Source organism: Paenibacillus ilasis (assembly GCF_043195395.1).
Taxonomy (GTDB): Bacteria; Bacillota; Bacilli; order Paenibacillales; family Paenibacillaceae; genus Paenibacillus_AQ; species Paenibacillus_AQ lautus.
Genome location: NZ_JBHDJG010000001.1, coordinates 3945944 through 3962583 on the forward strand (window position 1 = coordinate 3945944; position 16640 = coordinate 3962583).

Consider the following 16640-nt stretch of genomic DNA (forward strand, 5'->3'; position numbering starts at 1 on the left):
ATTACTGACCTCCTGTAGCTAGAGTCATGATGTGTTCCTGCGTGGCTTGTTCGCGATCCAATTCACCGGAAATTCTGCCTTCGTGAACAACCAGAATCCGGTCGCTCATTCCGAGCACCTCCGGCAGCTCCGACGAGACCATCAGGATCGCCACGCCGCGTTCGGTCAGCTCATTCATCAGCTGGTAAATTTCCCGCTTCGCCCCAACGTCCACGCCTCGTGTCGGCTCGTCCAGGATGAGCACGCTCGGCCCAATGCCGATCCACTTGGCGATTACGACCTTCTGCTGGTTACCGCCCGACAGATTGCGTGCCTGCGTCTCGGAGGAATGGGTTTTAATCTGCAGCCGCTTCGTCAACGTGTCCACGAAATCCTGCTCCTTCTTCCCGGAGATAAACCCTCTGGATGAGAAGCTGAACAGATTGGGCAGCGCCATATTTTCACGGACCGAGAAATCCAGGACCAACCCTTCATCCTTGCGGTCCTCTGTTATGAATCCAATACCGTGTTTCACGGCATCATCCGGCTTCTTGATCGAAACTTTCTTTCCGCGCACCCAGATTTCGCCGCTATCCAGCGGGTCCAATCCGAATATCGCTCGCATCATCTCGGTGCGTCCCGCGCCCATCAAACCCGACACGCCTACGATCTCGCCGGCACGAACCGAGAAACTCACATTCTCGAACCGGCCCTTGCCCGTCATATTTTTCACTTCCAGCACCGGTTCGCCCGGAGATGGATGTCGTGCGGGATATCGCTCGGTCAGCTCCCGGCCGACCATCTTTTTGACAACTTCGTCAAAACTCGTGTCCGGAATGGCTTTGGTATCAACGGATTTCCCATCCCGCATGACCGTGATTCGGTCACAGATCGTAAAAATTTCCTCCATCCGGTGGGAAATGTAGACGATGGATACGCCTTGTTTTTTCAATGAACGGATGACATCAAACAGCTTCTCGATTTCCCTTTCGGTCAGCGCCGCCGTCGGCTCGTCCATAATAATGACTTTCGCTTTGGTCATGAGCGCTTTGGCGATCTCAATCATCTGCTGCTGTCCGACGGAGCATTCTCCCGCCTCCTGCGTCAATGGTATCGTCACCGCTAATTTATCGAACTGTTCCTTCGCAAGCGCCTTCATTTGTTTCATATTGAGGAAACCGAGGCCGGACGTCATCTCCTTGCCGATAAACAAGTTATCCAGAACCGTCATCTCCGGCCAGATGTTAAGCTCCTGATGGATGAAGGCAACGCCTTTCTCTTCCGCTTCCTTCGGATTAGCAAAATAGGTTTCCTTACCGTCGATGACAATCTTGCCTTCATCCCGGCTGTGAAGACCGGTTAATATATTCATCAGCGTCGATTTACCCGCGCCGTTCTCTCCCATCAGAGCATGGACCTCTCCTTCCCGGAGATCAAAGTCCACACCTGCCAGCACCCGGTTCGTGCCAAAAGATTTATGGATGTTCGTCATCTCAATGTTCATGGTGCTTCCTCCTTTTTAACCGAAATGAACACCGGCCTGCAAAATGCAGTTCGCGTAGGGCTTGGCTTCGCCTGTACGGATAACCGCCTTGGCGTTTCCCGTCCGTGCCTTGAACTGCTCATGCGAGCAGGCCTCGATCTCGCAACCGTGAAAGTTCTCCTGTATATAGTGCAGTGTTTCCTTATTATCAAGCTTCATTTCTTCAGCAATGACGATTTTTTCAATCACCATATCATTGGCAATCGCATTCACCACCTCGGTAAAGCTTGGCGTCCCCAGCGTTAATGCCAAGTCAATCTTGGGAACGCCGGGAGGAATCGGAAGGCCCACGTCGCCAACAACGATGGTATCGGTGTGTCCCAGATCTGCCAGCACTTTCGCGATGTGACTGTTCAGCATGCCGTTCTTCTTCATGATCAAAGACTCCCTTCCACTTCGAGGCGAGACGGCATTCCGCCCTGCGCTCCGAACTTCATGACCGACAAGGAAGCTGCGCGGTTCGCAAATCTCAGGCTGTCGGCAATGCCCATGCCTTCGGACAGAGCCACGGCAAAGGCACCGTTGAACGTATCGCCGGCTCCCGTCGTGTCCACGGCATCAACCTTGTAGCCGGGAACCACAACCTCTTCGTTGCCGTCGAAATAACGAACGCCCCGCTTGCCTTCCGTCACGATCAGTTTGTTCGGATAACGGCGCAGCACGTCGCCTAATGGCTCATCTCCGAATAGGATAGCCGCTTCGTGCTCGTTTGGCGTAATGTATGCCGCCCGTTCAATAACAACGCTCGGCACCGGGCGGGCAGGAGCCGGGTTCAGCATCAATGGCACCTGATAATTCGCGCATAACTCACTCACGTGCACCACCGTTTCTTCCGGAATCTCCTGCTGAATCAACACGATATCCGCGGCCTTGATCACTTCTGCTGCCTGATCAACATAATCCGGGGTGATCCGATCGTTGGCAGCCTTCACCACCACGATGCTGTTGTCTCCCTCTGCCAAAATAATGTGTGCGGTTCCGCTTTCCATACCTGTAACCGGTTCCACATGGTTCGTAATAACGCCATTCGACTGCAAATTACTCAAAATCGTTTCGCCGAAGGAGTCATCGCCTACACAGCCAATCATCGTCACCTCTGCGCCCAGTCTCGCCGCCGCGACGGCCTGGTTGGCTCCCTTCCCTCCGGGTACCGTCTTAAAGCTGTCGCCAAGCACCGTCTCTCCCGCGCCGGGGCGCTTGGTGGAGGTGACCACCAAGTCCATCGACGCGCTTCCGATTACCACAATTTTCGCCATTATGATTCCACCTTTCTCGTTGTCTGCCGCTCTATAAATTCTACCGAGAATTCGATATTGCTTTTCTCAATGTGCTGCCCCTCAATAAGTCCGATAAGCAATCTGGCCGCTTCCCGGCCCATTTCATACGCCGGCTGATGAATCGTGGACAGCGGAGGGGCCAGCAGCCTGCTGAGCAAAATATCGTCAAATCCGATAATTTGTACGTCTTCCGGCACCCTTTTCCCCAGCCGATGCGCTTCCTTCACCACGGCCGATGCCATGATATCGTTACTGGCGATTACGCCGTCCGTGTCCGGAAACTCGCTGAACACTTTCTGGGCGAATTCTTCGGCATCGGTTAAAGAAAACGATGTCGTCTTCAGCACTTGATACGCAGCCGCCTGTTCTTCCAGAACCTCAACGGCTCCTTCAAAACGTTCCTGAGCAGGCCGCACATCCGCCGGACCTTGAATGACCGTTACAGCTTTACTCCCTCGCCGCACGATCTCCTGGGCGGCTATCCTTCCTCCCTGCCGACCATCCGCGTAAACGGAAGGGCGGTCCGTTGAGGTGCGGTCCAGAAACACAACGGGAATGTTCAGCTCTGTATACATGTCGGCATCCGGATCATTGGTCGATGATATGACACCAACCACATTATTTTGGACAAAGGTTTGGATGTACTCCATTTCCTTCTTCTTGCTCTCGTCGCTGTTCCCGAATATCAGCCGATAATCATTCTCCTGCATCTCATCCTCAACTCCGCGAGCAAGCTGCGGGAAATAAGGGTTCATAATATCCGGAAGCAAAAGTCCAATCAATTTGGATTTTCTTTTATATAAAGAACGTGCTACTTCATTCGGCGTATAATTCAGCTCGCGAATGCTTTGTTCTACCTTGGACCTGGTGTCCTCATGCACGTAACCGTTTCCATTTAAAACCCGTGAAACCGTGGCTACGGACACACCGGCCCGATTTGCCACATCCTTGATCGTTGCCATTACCGTCATCACCTCATTTATGTGTAACCGGTTACAGCTATAAGATATCACATCCCTTCTCAACCTGCAAGCCTTTAAGGATTGGAATATTTTTGTACCGTGCGCTGACAAACGCTCCTTCAGCAACTAAAAATGTCCGGCAATAAATTACGGTATTCTTACAAAATCCTTTACTGGATTTTACATCCGACTCCTATACTCAATACCTGTAAGGCCAAGCAGGAAAGTGAGGTAAACATGATTATGGAAAAAGATTTTACGCTTCCATCTCCGGGTCACTCTTTGACGCCGCCGGTCAGCGAAGCTGAGCTTGCGACAGCGGCAAAACCGATCTCCATCAAGAAAACAAGGCGCAGGGAAATCATGCTTGCTTATGCATGTTTAGCACCTTCGCTGCTCATTTTCGGTCTGTTCCTGTTCTACCCGCTGCTCAAATCGGTTTATCTGAGCTTGTTCCTGACCGATCCTCAAGGCCGGGTAGCCGAATTTGTAGGGTTCGATAATTTCAAGGAAATACTAGCCTCCGAGATGTTTTATACAAGCTTCGGCAACACGCTGCTGTTTATCGTGCTGACGGTCCCGACCGGCATGGCGGCTGCAATTCTGCTGGCTGCCCTGACGCACAACAAACTGAAGGGCATGAAAATATTCCGCTTCATCTTCTCGCTGCCGATGGCCGTGTCCGTCGGCACCGGCTCGATGATCTGGATGATTCTCTACCATCCGACGTTGGGCATACTGAATTACTTTCTGTCGCTGCTCGGCACTCAGCCCATTCAATGGCTGACCGATCCGAAATGGGCCATGATCTCCGTTGCGCTCATGACCGTCTGGATGAATCTTGGATTTAATTACATCCTGATGCTGAGCGGCATGCAGGGCGTACCCGAGGATATCTACGACAGCACCAAAATGGACGGCTCCGGTCCGCTGAGAACCTTCTTCCGGATTACGATGCCGCTGATCTCCCCTACGTTATTCTTCACGTCCGTTGTCTCGGTTATCGGCGCCTTCCAAGCATTCGGACAGATCAACATCCTGACCAAGGGCGGTCCGATGAACAGCACCAACGTCATCGTATTCAACATCTATCAGGATGCATTCGTCAACTTCCGCTTCGGCATCGGCAGCGCGCAAGCACTCATCCTGTTTGCGATCATTCTGCTGCTGACCGTCTTTCAATTTAAATTCGTGGAGAAGAAGGTGCATTACCAATGAGCATGCGTCTCATGCCCAAAAGCTTCATCTACGTCGCGCTGCTACTCGGTTCATTGACTGTGGCTTTTCCGCTCCTGTACACCTTGTCGACATCGCTGATGAGCGAGGCCGAGTCGGCCGTATATCCGCCGCCTCTGCTTCCCGAAGCCATCAATCTGTCCAATTTCGCCAAGGTGATCGATACGATTCCCGTTCTTACCTTTATCGGAAACAGCCTCGTTGTTTCCATCGCCATCATGCTTGGGCAGATCGTGACCGCGAGTTTGGCGGCATACGCATTCGCTTTCCTGCGGTTCCCGGGAAAAACGCTGCTGTTCAGCCTCTTTCTCGCCACCATGATGATTCCGTGGGAAGTGATCATGATTCCGAATTATTTGACGGTCAAAAGCCTGAACTGGCTCGATACCTATCAAGGCCTCATCATTCCATTTCTGGCCACGGCCTTCGGAACCTTCCTGCTCAGGCAGACCTTCCTGCAGCTGCCGAAGGAGCTGTTTGAAGCGGCCCGCGTGGACGGCTGTGGACATGTCCGCAATTTCCTGAGCATGGTGCTGCCGTTATCCATCCCCGGAATTGCCACGCTGGGCGTGTACTCGTTTCTGAACCATTGGAACATGTACCTGTGGCCGCTCCTGACAACCAACCGCGTCGAGATGCGAACCGTCCAAATCGGGATCGGCATGCTGCAGTTCGAAGAGATGAATTCGTGGAATCTGATTCTCTCCGGCGTACTCCTGCTGCTGCTTCCTTCCCTGCTGCTGCTTGCACTCGGGCTGAAACCCCTTGTACGCGGCATCACGGCAGGTGCTTTGAAGGGCTGATGGCTAATATAGCCGGACCCTGCATGTTCAGCCTTGCGTGCCGGTTATCGATAAAAATCGGTCCCACGCAATTTCTGATAGATCAAACCATACTTTATTTTCAAAAAGGGAGAGATTAACCGATCATGAAACGTTTTGGTAAAAGGTCCTTCGCGCTGCTCCTGCTTTCCTGCTTCATGCTGATCAGCGCCGCTTGCAGCAATACGCCAGCCGCTGGAGAAACGACCGTTGCCGCCGGCAGCGAACCGGCCAAAGAACCTGTTAAGGTCGTATGGTGGCATTCCATGAGCGGTGAGCTCGGGACCGTCGCGGACAAGCTGATCTCCGATTTTAACGCAGCCCACAAGGATATTCAGGTAGAGGGCGTGTTTCAAGGAACGTACGATGAAAGCTTGAACAAGCTGAAGGCTTCCTTGGGATCGAACAGCGGCCCGACCATGATTCAGGTGTACGAAATCGGCAGTCGTTTCATGATGGACACCAAGGCGATCCGTCCGGTTCAGGACTTCATGGATGCGGAAGCATACGACATTTCCTCCTTGGAACCGAATATTAAAAATTACTATACATTCGACAACCAATTGTATTCGATGCCATTCAACTCCTCCAACCCGATCCTTTACTACAACAAGGATGCCTTTAAAGCGGCGGGACTGGATCCGGAAAATCCTCCAAAAACCTACGAAGAGGTAGCCGAAGCGGCCAAGGCGCTAACGAAAGGCGGCCAAGCCGGCGCATCCTTCGCGATCTACGGCTGGTTCATGGAGCAATTCCTTGCGAACCAAGGCGTTGAGCTGCTGAACAACGGCAACGGCCGCACTTCCCCCGCAACCGCTTCGCAAGTCAACAACGGCTCTGCCGTGAAGACGCTGGAATGGTGGAAGCAAATGCTGGACGATAAAGTTCTGCTGAACCTGGGACGTAAAACGGATGACACCAAAAAAGCTTTTGCAGCCGGCCAAATCGCTATGACGCTGGACTCCACGGCTTCGCTCCGCGGTATCGTCAGCGCAGCGGAAGGCAAATTCGAAGTCGGCACAGCTTTCCTGCCTAAACCGGCTGACGGCGGCGATGGCGGCGTTATTATCGGCGGTGCAAGCCTGTGGCTGATGAACAACAAATCGGAAGAAGAGCAGCAGGCAGCCTGGGAATTCATGAAATATTTGGCCGAGCCGCAAACGCAAGCCTACTGGCATGTCAACACCGGTTACTTCCCGGTAACAACCAAAGCTTACGAAGAGACCCTGGTAAAGGAAAATCTGGAGAAATATCCTCAATTCCAGACGGCCGTGGATCAATTGCATCAAACGACGGCCAATCTGGCAACGCAAGGCGCTGTCATGGGCGTGTTCCCTGAAGCCCGCCAGCTGACGGAAACGGCCATCGAGGAAGTGCTGAACGGTCAAAAAACGGCGCAGGAAGCACTGGACAAAGCCGCCCAGGAGATCAGCTCCAAGATCGAGACCTATAATAAAACGGTAAAATAAACGTCGATCATGCCGCGTACGCATACGATGAAGCATGAATCGAATTGAACGTATTACACACCCTTCATGCTGCATCATGGGGCCCTCTACGGTCACCTCATGAATCATGCATCAAGGGTGTTTTTCTCGTGGTATCCAAAACCTTCCACATTGGTCAGCTTGTATAGGGGTTTGCCCAAGTCACGCAGCCGGGCTCCTGAATACACTGATACAAAGTGGAGGTGAGCCTATGATGAGAAATCTTCCGTCCACCGTAACAATTGTCCCGGTGCCTTTCGACCGGGGAGCTACCCGACGTGGCGCCGGACAGGGACCGAACGCGATATTCGGAGCCGGTCTGAAACGCAAGCTTGACACACTCGGTGTATCCTACCAGGTCGATGACTTTGCTGCGCTCCCCGAACACAAGGATGAAGCGCACCATCCTCAACTAAAACATCTGAAAGAAGTCATAACGATTAACGAGCAGCTCGCAACTCGTGTGTCCGCCCTGGCAGAATCGGGTGTCTTCCCGCTTGTCCTTGGCGGTGACCATAGCATTGCAATCGGCACACTAGCCGGGCTTACGCGGCACTACCAAAGCCTGGGCGTCATCTGGATCGATGCCCACTCCGATCTCAATACGCCGGATACCACCCCAAGCGGCAATATCCACGGCATGTCGCTGGCCGTCAGCTTGGGAAAAGGCGATGGGCGGCTAACCTCAGTTGGCGGCGTAAAATCAACAATCAAGCCGGAACACGTAGTGCTCATTGGCGCACGCTCCCTCGATCAGGGCGAACGGGATTTCATCCGCCAGGAAGGCATTACCTGCTTCACCATGCAGGATATCGACCGCATGGGCATGTTCCGGGTCATGGAGGAAGCCATCCGAATATCGTCAACGGGGACGGATGGCGTTCATCTCTCCTTCGATATTGACAGCGTCGATCCAAAGATTGCACCGGGAACAGGAACGCCGGTTCAAGGCGGGCTGAGCTACCGGGAAGCGCACCTGGCCATGGAAATGCTGTCGGAATCCGGTATTCTAACCTCAGCCGAATTCGTGGAGAACAACCCGCTACTGGATCGCGGGCAGAAGACTTCCCGGCTGCTTGTCGGCTTAATCGCCTCCATGCTGGGCGAAAGCATCTTGTGACATGGCACCATGCTTGATATGAGAAGCCTCTTAAGCACGGTATAAAGCATTTTCCGCGTTACAGGTTTCTTTAGACTCCCAAGGAGGTTAAGCCATGAACCCTTCCAACCCCCATATCGAGAAAGCCGAACGGTACGGCGCGAGAAACTACCACCCCCTTCCCATCGTCATTGCCGAAGCTGCAGGCATCCATGTGACGGATTCGGACGGCAAGCAGTATATCGACATGTTGAGCGCCTACTCGGCGCTGAACGCAGGTCATTGTCACCCCCGCATTATCCGGGCCTTGAAGGAACAGGCAGATAAAGTGACCCTGACCTCGCGCGCATTTCATCATGATCAATTGGGTGTCTTTTACGAGAAGCTGTCCGCTTTTACCGGCAAAGGCATGATGCTTCCCATGAATACGGGAGCCGAGGCGGTTGAGACGGCGCTTAAGGCAGCGCGTCGCTATGCTTACCGGAAGAAAGGTATTCCGGCAGATCAGGCTGAAATCATCGTCTGCGAGGGCAATTTCCACGGCCGTACGATCACGGTTACCTCCTTCTCCTCATCCCGCGAATACCGCGAGGACTTCGGTCCGTTTACGCCGGGCTTCAAAGTCATTCCCTATGGGGACCTTGAGGCGCTGGAGCAGGCGATTTCGCCGAATACGGCCGCTTTTCTCGTGGAGCCGATCCAAGGCGAATCCGGCATCGTCATTCCGCCTGACGGATACCTAAGCGGGGCACTGGAGCTGTGCAGGCAGCACAACGTCCTTATGCTTGCGGACGAAATCCAGACGGGTTTTGGCCGAACGGGTAAACGCTTTGCCTGCGACTGGGAGTTGATCGTGCCGGATATGTACATTCTCGGAAAAGCGCTCGGCGGCGGCGTCTTTCCCGTCTCTGCCGTGGCGGCGGATGCGGATATTCTCGGTGTATTCGAGCCGGGGTCCCACGGCTCCACCTTCGGCGGGAATCCGCTCGGCTGCGCGGTGGCCATCGCCTCCATGGATGTATGCATTGAGGAAGGGCTGGAAGGCCGCTCCCTGGAGCTCGGCGAATATTTTCTCCAGCTGCTTCGATCCATCCCGCATCCCGATATCAAGGAGGTGCGCGGCAGAGGTTTATTTATCGGCATGGAACTCAAGGTCCCGGCCAGATCCTACTGCGAGAAACTAAAGGATCTCGGCCTGCTCTGCAAAGAAACCCATGAATCCATTATCCGCTTCGCCCCTCCGCTCATTATCACAAAAACGGAGCTGGACCAGGCCGCGGAGATCGTAAGGCAGGCGTTTGCGTGACGAATCGATCTAGTTATGAAATCGACTTCCGCTTCATTCTTCTTGTTACTAGCAGCAGCTGAGAGACAGCAGCAAGCACGGGCAGTTCGATCAGCGGTCCGATGACCAAGGCAAGGGCAATCACGGGCTGTTCCGGAAAAGCCGTCACGGCGATCGCGAGGGCTACCGGGGAGTTCCGGGCAATGATCGTTAAATGGAGGCTGACCGAATCCTCGTAGGAGAAACGCAGCATTCTGCCTACCACGCTGCCCAGCATGTAATTCATCATGAAATAAATCAAGATCGGAACAATGAGGATATACATCATGTCCAAGTTGTTCCATAAGTATGACCCTTGAGACGCAAACATCGCGACTATGGCAAGACCCAGAAAGACAATCTGTGCCCGGCCAAAGAATGGCATCAGCTTGTGATCCAGCACCTCTTTCTTCGCTCTCAGCAAGAAACGGGTGAGATGTGCAAGAGTAAACGGAACAACGAGCACAAGCAGCACGCTTTCGATCAGCGTTGCCATCGATATCGTTTCGATCTTGCCGGAGAACAAGAGCAAATACAGCGGAAGCAGCAGCACCTGAAGGATCAGATTAATGGGCAGTATCGAGGTTGACAAGGGCACGTTCCCCTTGGCAATCGAGGTAAACACCAAATACCAGTCGGTACAGGGGGTCACCATCAGCATGATGAATCCGATCCAGAGCGCCGGGTGATCCGACAGAAAGACAGCGCCAAGTCCCCAGGCAAGCAGCGGCGTCCAGATAAAATTAATGAGCGTGCTCGCCCCCAGAAACTTGATGTTCTTGAACGCCTCTCTTAGCTGCTGCAGCGGTATCGTCAAAAATAATCCATATAACATCAGCAGCAAAAAAGGAACAATCCCATATTCCGCATAGCCTGCGGCAGCCGGCAGCTGCCCCAATGCCAGCCCCATCGCCACCGCGCCCATAATGATCAAAGTTTGAAGTTTCTCTATTAGTCCCATCCCGCACCCCTTCCCGTTTCGAATCATGACAAACTGAAGTGATGACCGAAAAATCATATAACGGAATCATACCTCATTTCTTGTATAATGGATTGTATAATATTGGCTTCATCCTCGAAAAGAAACGTACTCTTATTACCTTCTCCGCTCATTTTAATGCATTACGAGTAATGATTCTCAGCCAAGTTTTGACGGGTTAATTATAAGTTTAAGGAGGTTCACTCATGAGAATAGCCATCTGCGGGGGCACCGGTTTCATTGGCCAAGCATTAAGCAAGCGCTGGCAGCGCGACGGCTATGACGTTATCATCGTCACCAGGTTGAAGCCGGAAACTCCCGCTCATCAGATAAAAAAGCAGGTATCCTACTTGACTTGGGATGAGATGAAGTCTCATCCGGAGCGGCTTGAGGATTTGGATGCACTCGTTAACCTTGCGGGCTCCTCCCTGAGCCAGCGCTGGACGCAAGCAGGCAAGCAGAGAATTCTTCAATCCCGGCAACGAACCGTATCTGCCGTAGCCGACCTGATGCACCGCCTGGAACACAAACCTCCGGTCATTCTTCAAGCATCGGCGATGGCCATATACGGCACATCCGAGCAGGCAACGTTTGATGAGGAAAGCCCTGCAACGATTATGGACTTCCCGTCCGAGGTTGTGCAGCAATGGGAGCAGGCGGCCGACCGCATCCCGGTCGACCGGTTAATCAAGCTGCGCATCAGCGTCGTGCTTGGCAATCAAGGCGGTGCACTCCCCAAAATGCTGCTGCCTTACAAACTGGGCGTTGGCGGCAAGATCGGCAGCGGCAAGCAATGGCTCTCCTGGATACATATCGACGACATCGTGGATTTAATCGATTATTGCATCCGGCACGAGGACATTTCAGGAGCCGTGAACGCCGCTTCCCCGCATGCGGTCACGAATGAGGAATTCGGCAGGAGCGTCGCCAAGGTTTATCACCGTCCGCATTGGCTCCCCCTGCCTGCCTTCATGCTCCAAGCCATCCTGGGTGAAATGTCGCTCATTCTGCTAAAGGGCCAGCGAATCCTTCCGGCCAAAGCGCTGCGTCACGGCTTCCAGTTTCGATATCCGGAAGTGACGGGTGCACTGCAGCAGATCAAAGGAAGCTGAGCATCCCCCCATATGCATAAAAAACCATCGCTCTCTTGTCTTAAGAGAGCGATGGTTTTATTCTATGAAACTTTATTGGACCGGGGATAACTCACTCTCTGTCACCCACTTATGGTTCTTGACTTCTTCGCCGGTTGTTGTCGTGAAATCCACCATATAGACCGTCGTTTGTTCGGCGGAATCGATGACGGCAGTGGCTCCCTTCATCCCCTCCATATGATCCGCATTCACGACCGCTTCCGTTCCAGGTTCCAAGGGCTCCTTTCCGGCATCCTTCAGCTCCTCATGAATTACCCATTTATGATCCTTCACTTCGGGTCCGCCGTTCGTCGGCGTATACGATATGGTGTACACCGTCGTATCATAAGCTCCGACTATCGTTGCTTTTGCCCCCTTCATCCCGGGCATGTGATCGGATTCAATGATCGCTTGGGTCTGGACCGCATAGGTTGGATTCTCTGCCGACTTCAACCCATCCGGAACCTCGCCCGAGCCGGAATGATTCATGCTGCCATGATCCATGCCATCTATGTTCCCGGTGGCCTCCGTGCTTTCCTTGCTATCCGGATCTGCGCCTTTCGTATTTCCGCAGGCACCCAGTATGAGGATAAGGGATGCTAACGCAACCAGAAAAAGCGGCTTCAATCGTTTCGTAGCTGACATATAATGAACTCCTCTCTTATATTGAATGTTCATAGCATAGCAACTACTTATGAAGAACTTGTGTAGCTGTCTATGCATGACATCACGGTACCCATTTTTTCAATAAAACTAATCTATGATATAAAATAGAGAGTGATCATTAGTCCCATTCAACTCTATATTCTTGGCAGGGAAATCCGCCAATTCCGAAAAGGAGTACCATCTCCCATGCACATCGATGACGATGCTTTCATCCCCTTATTTAAACGGGCCAATTCCATATTAAACCGAACCTTGAACCGTATTGAACAGCAGGAACTGAACGTCCGGATCCACTACTGGGGATTTATGCCGCGCCACTTCGACAATACGGAGCATAAGCATTCATTTTTTGAAGCTTGTTACGTGTTGACAGGCTGCGGCTCGTATATCGAAAACGAGACAGAATTCCATCTTCATCCAGGCACCCTATTTCTCTCCAGGCCGGGCATTCAGCACCAAATTAAGAGCAGGGAAGGCTTGGCTTTATGTTATGTTGCCTTTGAACTGGATGAATCGGCAAACAACGATCTCCATACGGCTGCTTTTCGAAGGTTAGCCAGCCAAGGCATTCCGGTGCTTCAGGAAGGTGCCGGGCAAGCGCCCGGACTCTTGTGGCTTTCGCTGTTATCGGTGTTTCATTCGGGCTCTGGCGGTAAGCAGCACCCGCCGCATATGCTGAACAGCATGGCGATTTCGCTCCTATTATCGATTCTGGCTGCGCACGGCCCCGGTTTCTACCAAGAACCTTCCGAAGTTGGAGCAAACGAAGAAGGGGCTTCGATGTTTCATCAAGCCGAATTGTTTATCAAGGATAATCTGGGCGAGCCGCTCTCTCTGGAGCGGGTGGCTGGCCATCTTCACGTTACGACCCGTCATTTGACCCGGCTGTTCCGTAAATACGGACATCAATCCTTTGTTCATTATGTGCAGGAGCAGCGCGTGCAGCAGGCTAAACACCTGCTTCTGAATACAGACCGGCAGATCAAAGAGATTGCCGTCTCTTGCGGATTCGAGTCCGTGCACTACTTCACCCGGGTGTTTACGTCCAAGCTTGGCGTAACCCCGGCCCGCTTCCGACGATCGCAGTTTTCGGAAGGACGTTACGACTCCGAGCTTTAGCGCTTAGGGGCCGATGTCCTGATCGTACAAAAACACTTCCTCTTTTTATAAAGACGGATCCTCCCTTGCCTTCTACAATGAAGTCGTAACAGACATTCCGGAAGGGAGGATCCATCAATCCATGAAACCTGCAACGGCCTTTCAATCACACCCAATCAACCACTTGGACTTTCGCAACCACCCCCTATTTATGAAGAATGGGATCGACTCCTGGTGCTCGCTTATCATGTCGGCCTACAAACAAAAAAACCAGCATCTAGTACAAGAAAAGAGCAGTATCTTCATTACACTTGACGGAACGCACGGCGCCGGTTTCGATAAACTGCTGGGGAAGCTTCAGCAAACCTGTGAGCAGGAAGGGATCGCCTTCTCATGCGATTCCACATCCAATTACGTCAAACCCGAAGCCGAGCTCCGGGCCGAGATGGCTCCTTATCTGACTGATAATCGGGCATTCGGCTATAAAGCAACCGATGTCCGCCCCATTCAATATTTTCAACAGGACGCACGGCCTGCCTTGAAAAAAAGCGCGCTTGAATTTGAAGCAATGCAAGGCATATACGTACTGCACGGACCCGGTGCTTCGCTGCTTGAAGGCCAGACCCCCGACCTTCGCTTCTACGCCGATTATTCCCGCGAAAATCAGCAGCGGCGCCATGCCCGACATATGGGCAGCTTTGGCTTGGGCAGCTCCAACGATAAGGTTGAGACTTACAAGAATTGTTTATTTCTCGAATGGCCCGTCTGGGAGACTTACCGTCGCGACTGGTTAGCCCATTATACCCATTCCGAACACTCGGATAACCAAGCTTACTACATGGACTTAAATCGTCCGGAAGAGCCGGTGTGGCTGCCGACAGCAGACTTGGTGAACGTACTGCATAAAGCTAGTCGGCAGCCGTTTCGGGTCAAGCCGTTTTTTGCTCCGGGGATATGGGGCGGTCAATACCTTAAGGAATTGTGCGGTCTTCCCGACGAATGGCCGAACTGTGCCTGGAGCTTTGAACCCATCGCTCCCGAGAATACACTTCTGCTGCGCGTGCAGGATATCACCCTTGAGGTTCCGTTCACGTTATTAATGGAATCGGCTCCCCAAGAGATCATGGGAGAGCGGAACGCCCGGCTATTCGGCGATTACTTCCCGATCCGGTTTGATTATCTGGATACAATGCAGGGCGGCGAACTGTCGCTGCAGGTGCATCCGCTGCAAGAATATGCCGAGTCGCGGTTCAATGAACATATGACACAGCAAGAGTCGTACTACATCATGCGGAATGCCCCGGGAGCCAAGGTGTATCTCGGGCTGAAGGAAGGAATAAGCGGCGGACGGCTGCTTGAAGCAGTAGAAGACGCCCAACTTCGGGAAGAGCAGCTTGAGCTTTCCGACTACGTTAACGAGTACTACTCGCAAACGGGGAATCTCTACCTCATTCCACCGGGCACAGTCCACTGCTCCGGCAGGGATAATCTGGTGCTGGAAATCTCCTCAACCACCTGGTGGTTTACGTTCAAAATCTACGATTATCTGCGGCTGGACGCGGATGGCAAGCCACGCCCGATGAACCCTGAGCATGCACGCCACAATATCAATGACGCCATGAATACGTCAGCGGTAGAAGACGGACTTATCGCCCAGCCAACCGTCATAAGGCGACAAGGCAGCAGTTCGGAGGAGCTGCTCGGTAAACGGGATGATCTGCTGTTCCAGGTCAGCAGGCTGACCCTGCATGAAACATGGAATGCGGACACACAAGGAGAATTCGTCATGTACAACCTCGTGGATGGCGAACGCGTCCGCCTTGTACCGGCAGCAGACGAAGGTGCGGCCGTTGAATGGGGTTACGCGGAATCCTACATCGTCCCGGCATGTGTGGGAGAATACCGTCTGGAGAACCTGTCCGGGTCCCCATGCACCTTGATTGCCGCCAGAGTCAATCCCGAGTGGAATCATCCGCTGCTTCCGCCTTCCCGGACATCCGGAACGGAGAGTTTCCATGTTGCGGAATGATGGGGCGGATCCTGGGGGCATGCCCACCCCGGCCCCCATCACCATCGCGCTGGATGCCGGCGGCACCGCCTTGAAGGGAGCGCTTATCGTGAACGGTCAGCTTGTTCCCGGATCGTTCCTAACCCGGCCCTCGGAATCGCAAGGGGCTGCGGCCGATACGATCGCCAGCTTCGCCCAAGCCTGTCATGATCTGATCACCTATTACGCTTCGGCCTACCGGCCGTTGGATTATCACGATTCCATTCGGATCGGCTTTGCTTTTCCAGGACCCTTCGATTACGCAAAAGGCATCGCGCTTCTTCAAGGCATCGGCAAATATGAAGCTCTGTTCAAGCTATCGGTTCGGGATCTGCTCCGCTTCGAATTTCAGAGACTCAAGCCATTCTTCCCGGGTGTCACGATGAATCGACTGACCGCCGCCGATATCCGGTTCGGGAATGACGCCTTCATGTTCGGGCTTGGGGCCTCCATCCGGTTCCCTTCGGAACGTCTCCTATGCCTTACGCTTGGTACAGGCCTCGGCTCTGCCTTTGTGGAGAATGGTCAAATCGTAGCCGGCAGGCACGGTATCCCAAGCAGCGGAATGCTGTTTGCGGAGCCTTACCGGGATCACATCGTGGACAGCTATTTCGGGAGAAGGGGCATTCTTAACATGGCTTCGGAGCGGGGGCTCCTGGCTGACGGGATCGACGTAGCCGACCTCGCTGAAGCAGCCAAGAGCGGTAACGCGCAAGCTCAGGATGTATTCCGGGAATACGGCAGCAAGCTGGGAGAGATGCTGCTGCCTTATCTATCCGAGTTCAAACCGAGCCGCCTGGTGCTGGGCGGACAAATCTCGGGCAGCTTGCCCTTATGGGAAAGAGATATCCAACTGGCTTTAGGCAGGTACGCCGTCCCGGTTCACGGTCTAGCGGATGGGACGGCGGCTGTGTTTAACGGCATTGAGAAGCTATTCGAGGATACGGATCATCATGCATCCGCTCCCAATTAATCTATAGGAGGTCACCATT

15 protein-coding genes are annotated in these 16640 nt (G+C 53.2%); 9 read left to right on the top strand and 6 right to left on the bottom strand.

The features are described 5' to 3' along the window. Position 1: 1 nt before the first annotated feature. From ACETK5_RS17855 to ACETK5_RS17870, 4 genes are read right to left on the bottom strand one after another with little or no spacing between them, the layout of a single operon-like run. Entirely contained in the window at positions 2 to 1483 is a 1482-nt protein-coding gene (locus ACETK5_RS17855) for a sugar ABC transporter ATP-binding protein (protein ID WP_394056997.1), read from the bottom strand. Positions 1484 to 1498: 15 nt separating this feature from the next. Further along, the gene (gene rbsD / locus ACETK5_RS17860) at positions 1499 to 1897 is read right to left on the bottom strand and encodes a D-ribose pyranase (protein WP_394056999.1); all 399 of its coding nucleotides are present in this window, start codon (positions 1895 to 1897) and stop codon (positions 1499 to 1501) included. Positions 1898 to 1899: 2 nt separating this feature from the next. Beyond that, positions 1900 to 2778 carry a ribokinase gene (gene rbsK, locus ACETK5_RS17865; RefSeq protein WP_326112304.1) on the bottom strand — a complete coding sequence of 293 codons (879 nt, stop codon included), beginning with the start codon at positions 2776 to 2778 and terminating at the stop codon, positions 1900 to 1902. After that, positions 2778 to 3761, bottom strand: a complete 984-nt coding sequence (locus ACETK5_RS17870) for a LacI family DNA-binding transcriptional regulator (RefSeq protein WP_394057001.1) — start codon at positions 3759 to 3761, stop codon at positions 2778 to 2780. The genes rbsK and ACETK5_RS17870 overlap by 1 nt, the downstream gene beginning before the upstream one ends. 237 nt (positions 3762 to 3998) lie before the next feature. On the opposite strand from ACETK5_RS17870, the gene ACETK5_RS17875 reads away from it, so the two are divergent. The 5 genes from ACETK5_RS17875 (at position 3999) to ACETK5_RS17895 (ending at position 9710) form a co-directional block, all read left to right on the top strand. Then, a complete protein-coding gene (locus ACETK5_RS17875) occupies positions 3999 to 4979 on the top strand; it encodes a carbohydrate ABC transporter permease (protein WP_394057003.1) in 981 nt (326 codons plus the stop codon). Continuing rightward, complete coding sequence (locus tag ACETK5_RS17880; RefSeq protein ID WP_326112308.1) at positions 4976 to 5800, top strand: carbohydrate ABC transporter permease; 825 nt, start codon at positions 4976 to 4978, stop codon at positions 5798 to 5800. Before ACETK5_RS17875 ends, ACETK5_RS17880 begins: the two co-directional genes overlap by 4 nt. Positions 5801 to 5925: 125 nt before the next feature. Then, the gene (locus ACETK5_RS17885; RefSeq protein WP_394057006.1) at positions 5926 to 7287 is read left to right on the top strand and encodes an ABC transporter substrate-binding protein; all 1362 of its coding nucleotides are present in this window, start codon (positions 5926 to 5928) and stop codon (positions 7285 to 7287) included. 232 nt (positions 7288 to 7519) lie between these two features. Further along, entirely contained in the window at positions 7520 to 8425 is a 906-nt protein-coding gene (gene rocF, locus ACETK5_RS17890; protein ID WP_326112535.1) for an arginase, read from the top strand. 94 nt (positions 8426 to 8519) lie between these two features. After that, positions 8520 to 9710 (top strand): ornithine--oxo-acid transaminase, encoded by a 1191-nt coding sequence (locus ACETK5_RS17895; protein ID WP_394057008.1) that lies wholly within the window; start codon positions 8520 to 8522, stop codon positions 9708 to 9710. 13 nt (positions 9711 to 9723) lie between these two features. On the opposite strand, the gene ACETK5_RS17900 is transcribed toward ACETK5_RS17895, so the two are convergent. Next, positions 9724 to 10689 (bottom strand): arsenic resistance protein, encoded by a 966-nt coding sequence (locus tag ACETK5_RS17900; protein WP_394057010.1) that lies wholly within the window; start codon positions 10687 to 10689, stop codon positions 9724 to 9726. A 224-nt stretch (positions 10690 to 10913) separates the two neighbouring features. Here ACETK5_RS17900 and ACETK5_RS17905 point away from each other — a divergent pair, with 224 nt between their 5' ends. Continuing rightward, on the top strand, positions 10914 to 11819 hold the full coding sequence (locus ACETK5_RS17905; protein ID WP_394057012.1) for a TIGR01777 family oxidoreductase: 906 nt from the start codon (positions 10914 to 10916) through the stop codon (positions 11817 to 11819). Between the two features lie 72 nt (positions 11820 to 11891). On the opposite strand, the gene ACETK5_RS17910 is transcribed toward ACETK5_RS17905, so the two are convergent. Further along, complete coding sequence (locus ACETK5_RS17910; protein ID WP_394057014.1) at positions 11892 to 12482, bottom strand: YdhK family protein; 591 nt, start codon at positions 12480 to 12482, stop codon at positions 11892 to 11894. Between the two features lie 207 nt (positions 12483 to 12689). On the opposite strand from ACETK5_RS17910, the gene ACETK5_RS17915 reads away from it, so the two are divergent. The 3 genes from ACETK5_RS17915 (at position 12690) to ACETK5_RS17925 (ending at position 16621) form a co-directional block, all read left to right on the top strand. After that, positions 12690 to 13622: an AraC family transcriptional regulator gene (locus ACETK5_RS17915; protein ID WP_100536139.1), complete on the top strand. Its 933-nt coding sequence runs from the start codon at positions 12690 to 12692 to the stop codon at positions 13620 to 13622. Positions 13623 to 13743: 121 nt separating this feature from the next. Next, the gene (locus ACETK5_RS17920; RefSeq protein ID WP_394057015.1) at positions 13744 to 15630 is read left to right on the top strand and encodes a class I mannose-6-phosphate isomerase; all 1887 of its coding nucleotides are present in this window, start codon (positions 13744 to 13746) and stop codon (positions 15628 to 15630) included. Next, a complete protein-coding gene (locus ACETK5_RS17925; protein ID WP_394057017.1) occupies positions 15617 to 16621 on the top strand; it encodes an ROK family protein in 1005 nt (334 codons plus the stop codon). Before ACETK5_RS17920 ends, ACETK5_RS17925 begins: the two co-directional genes overlap by 14 nt. The last annotated feature ends 19 nt before the right edge of the window (positions 16622 to 16640 follow it).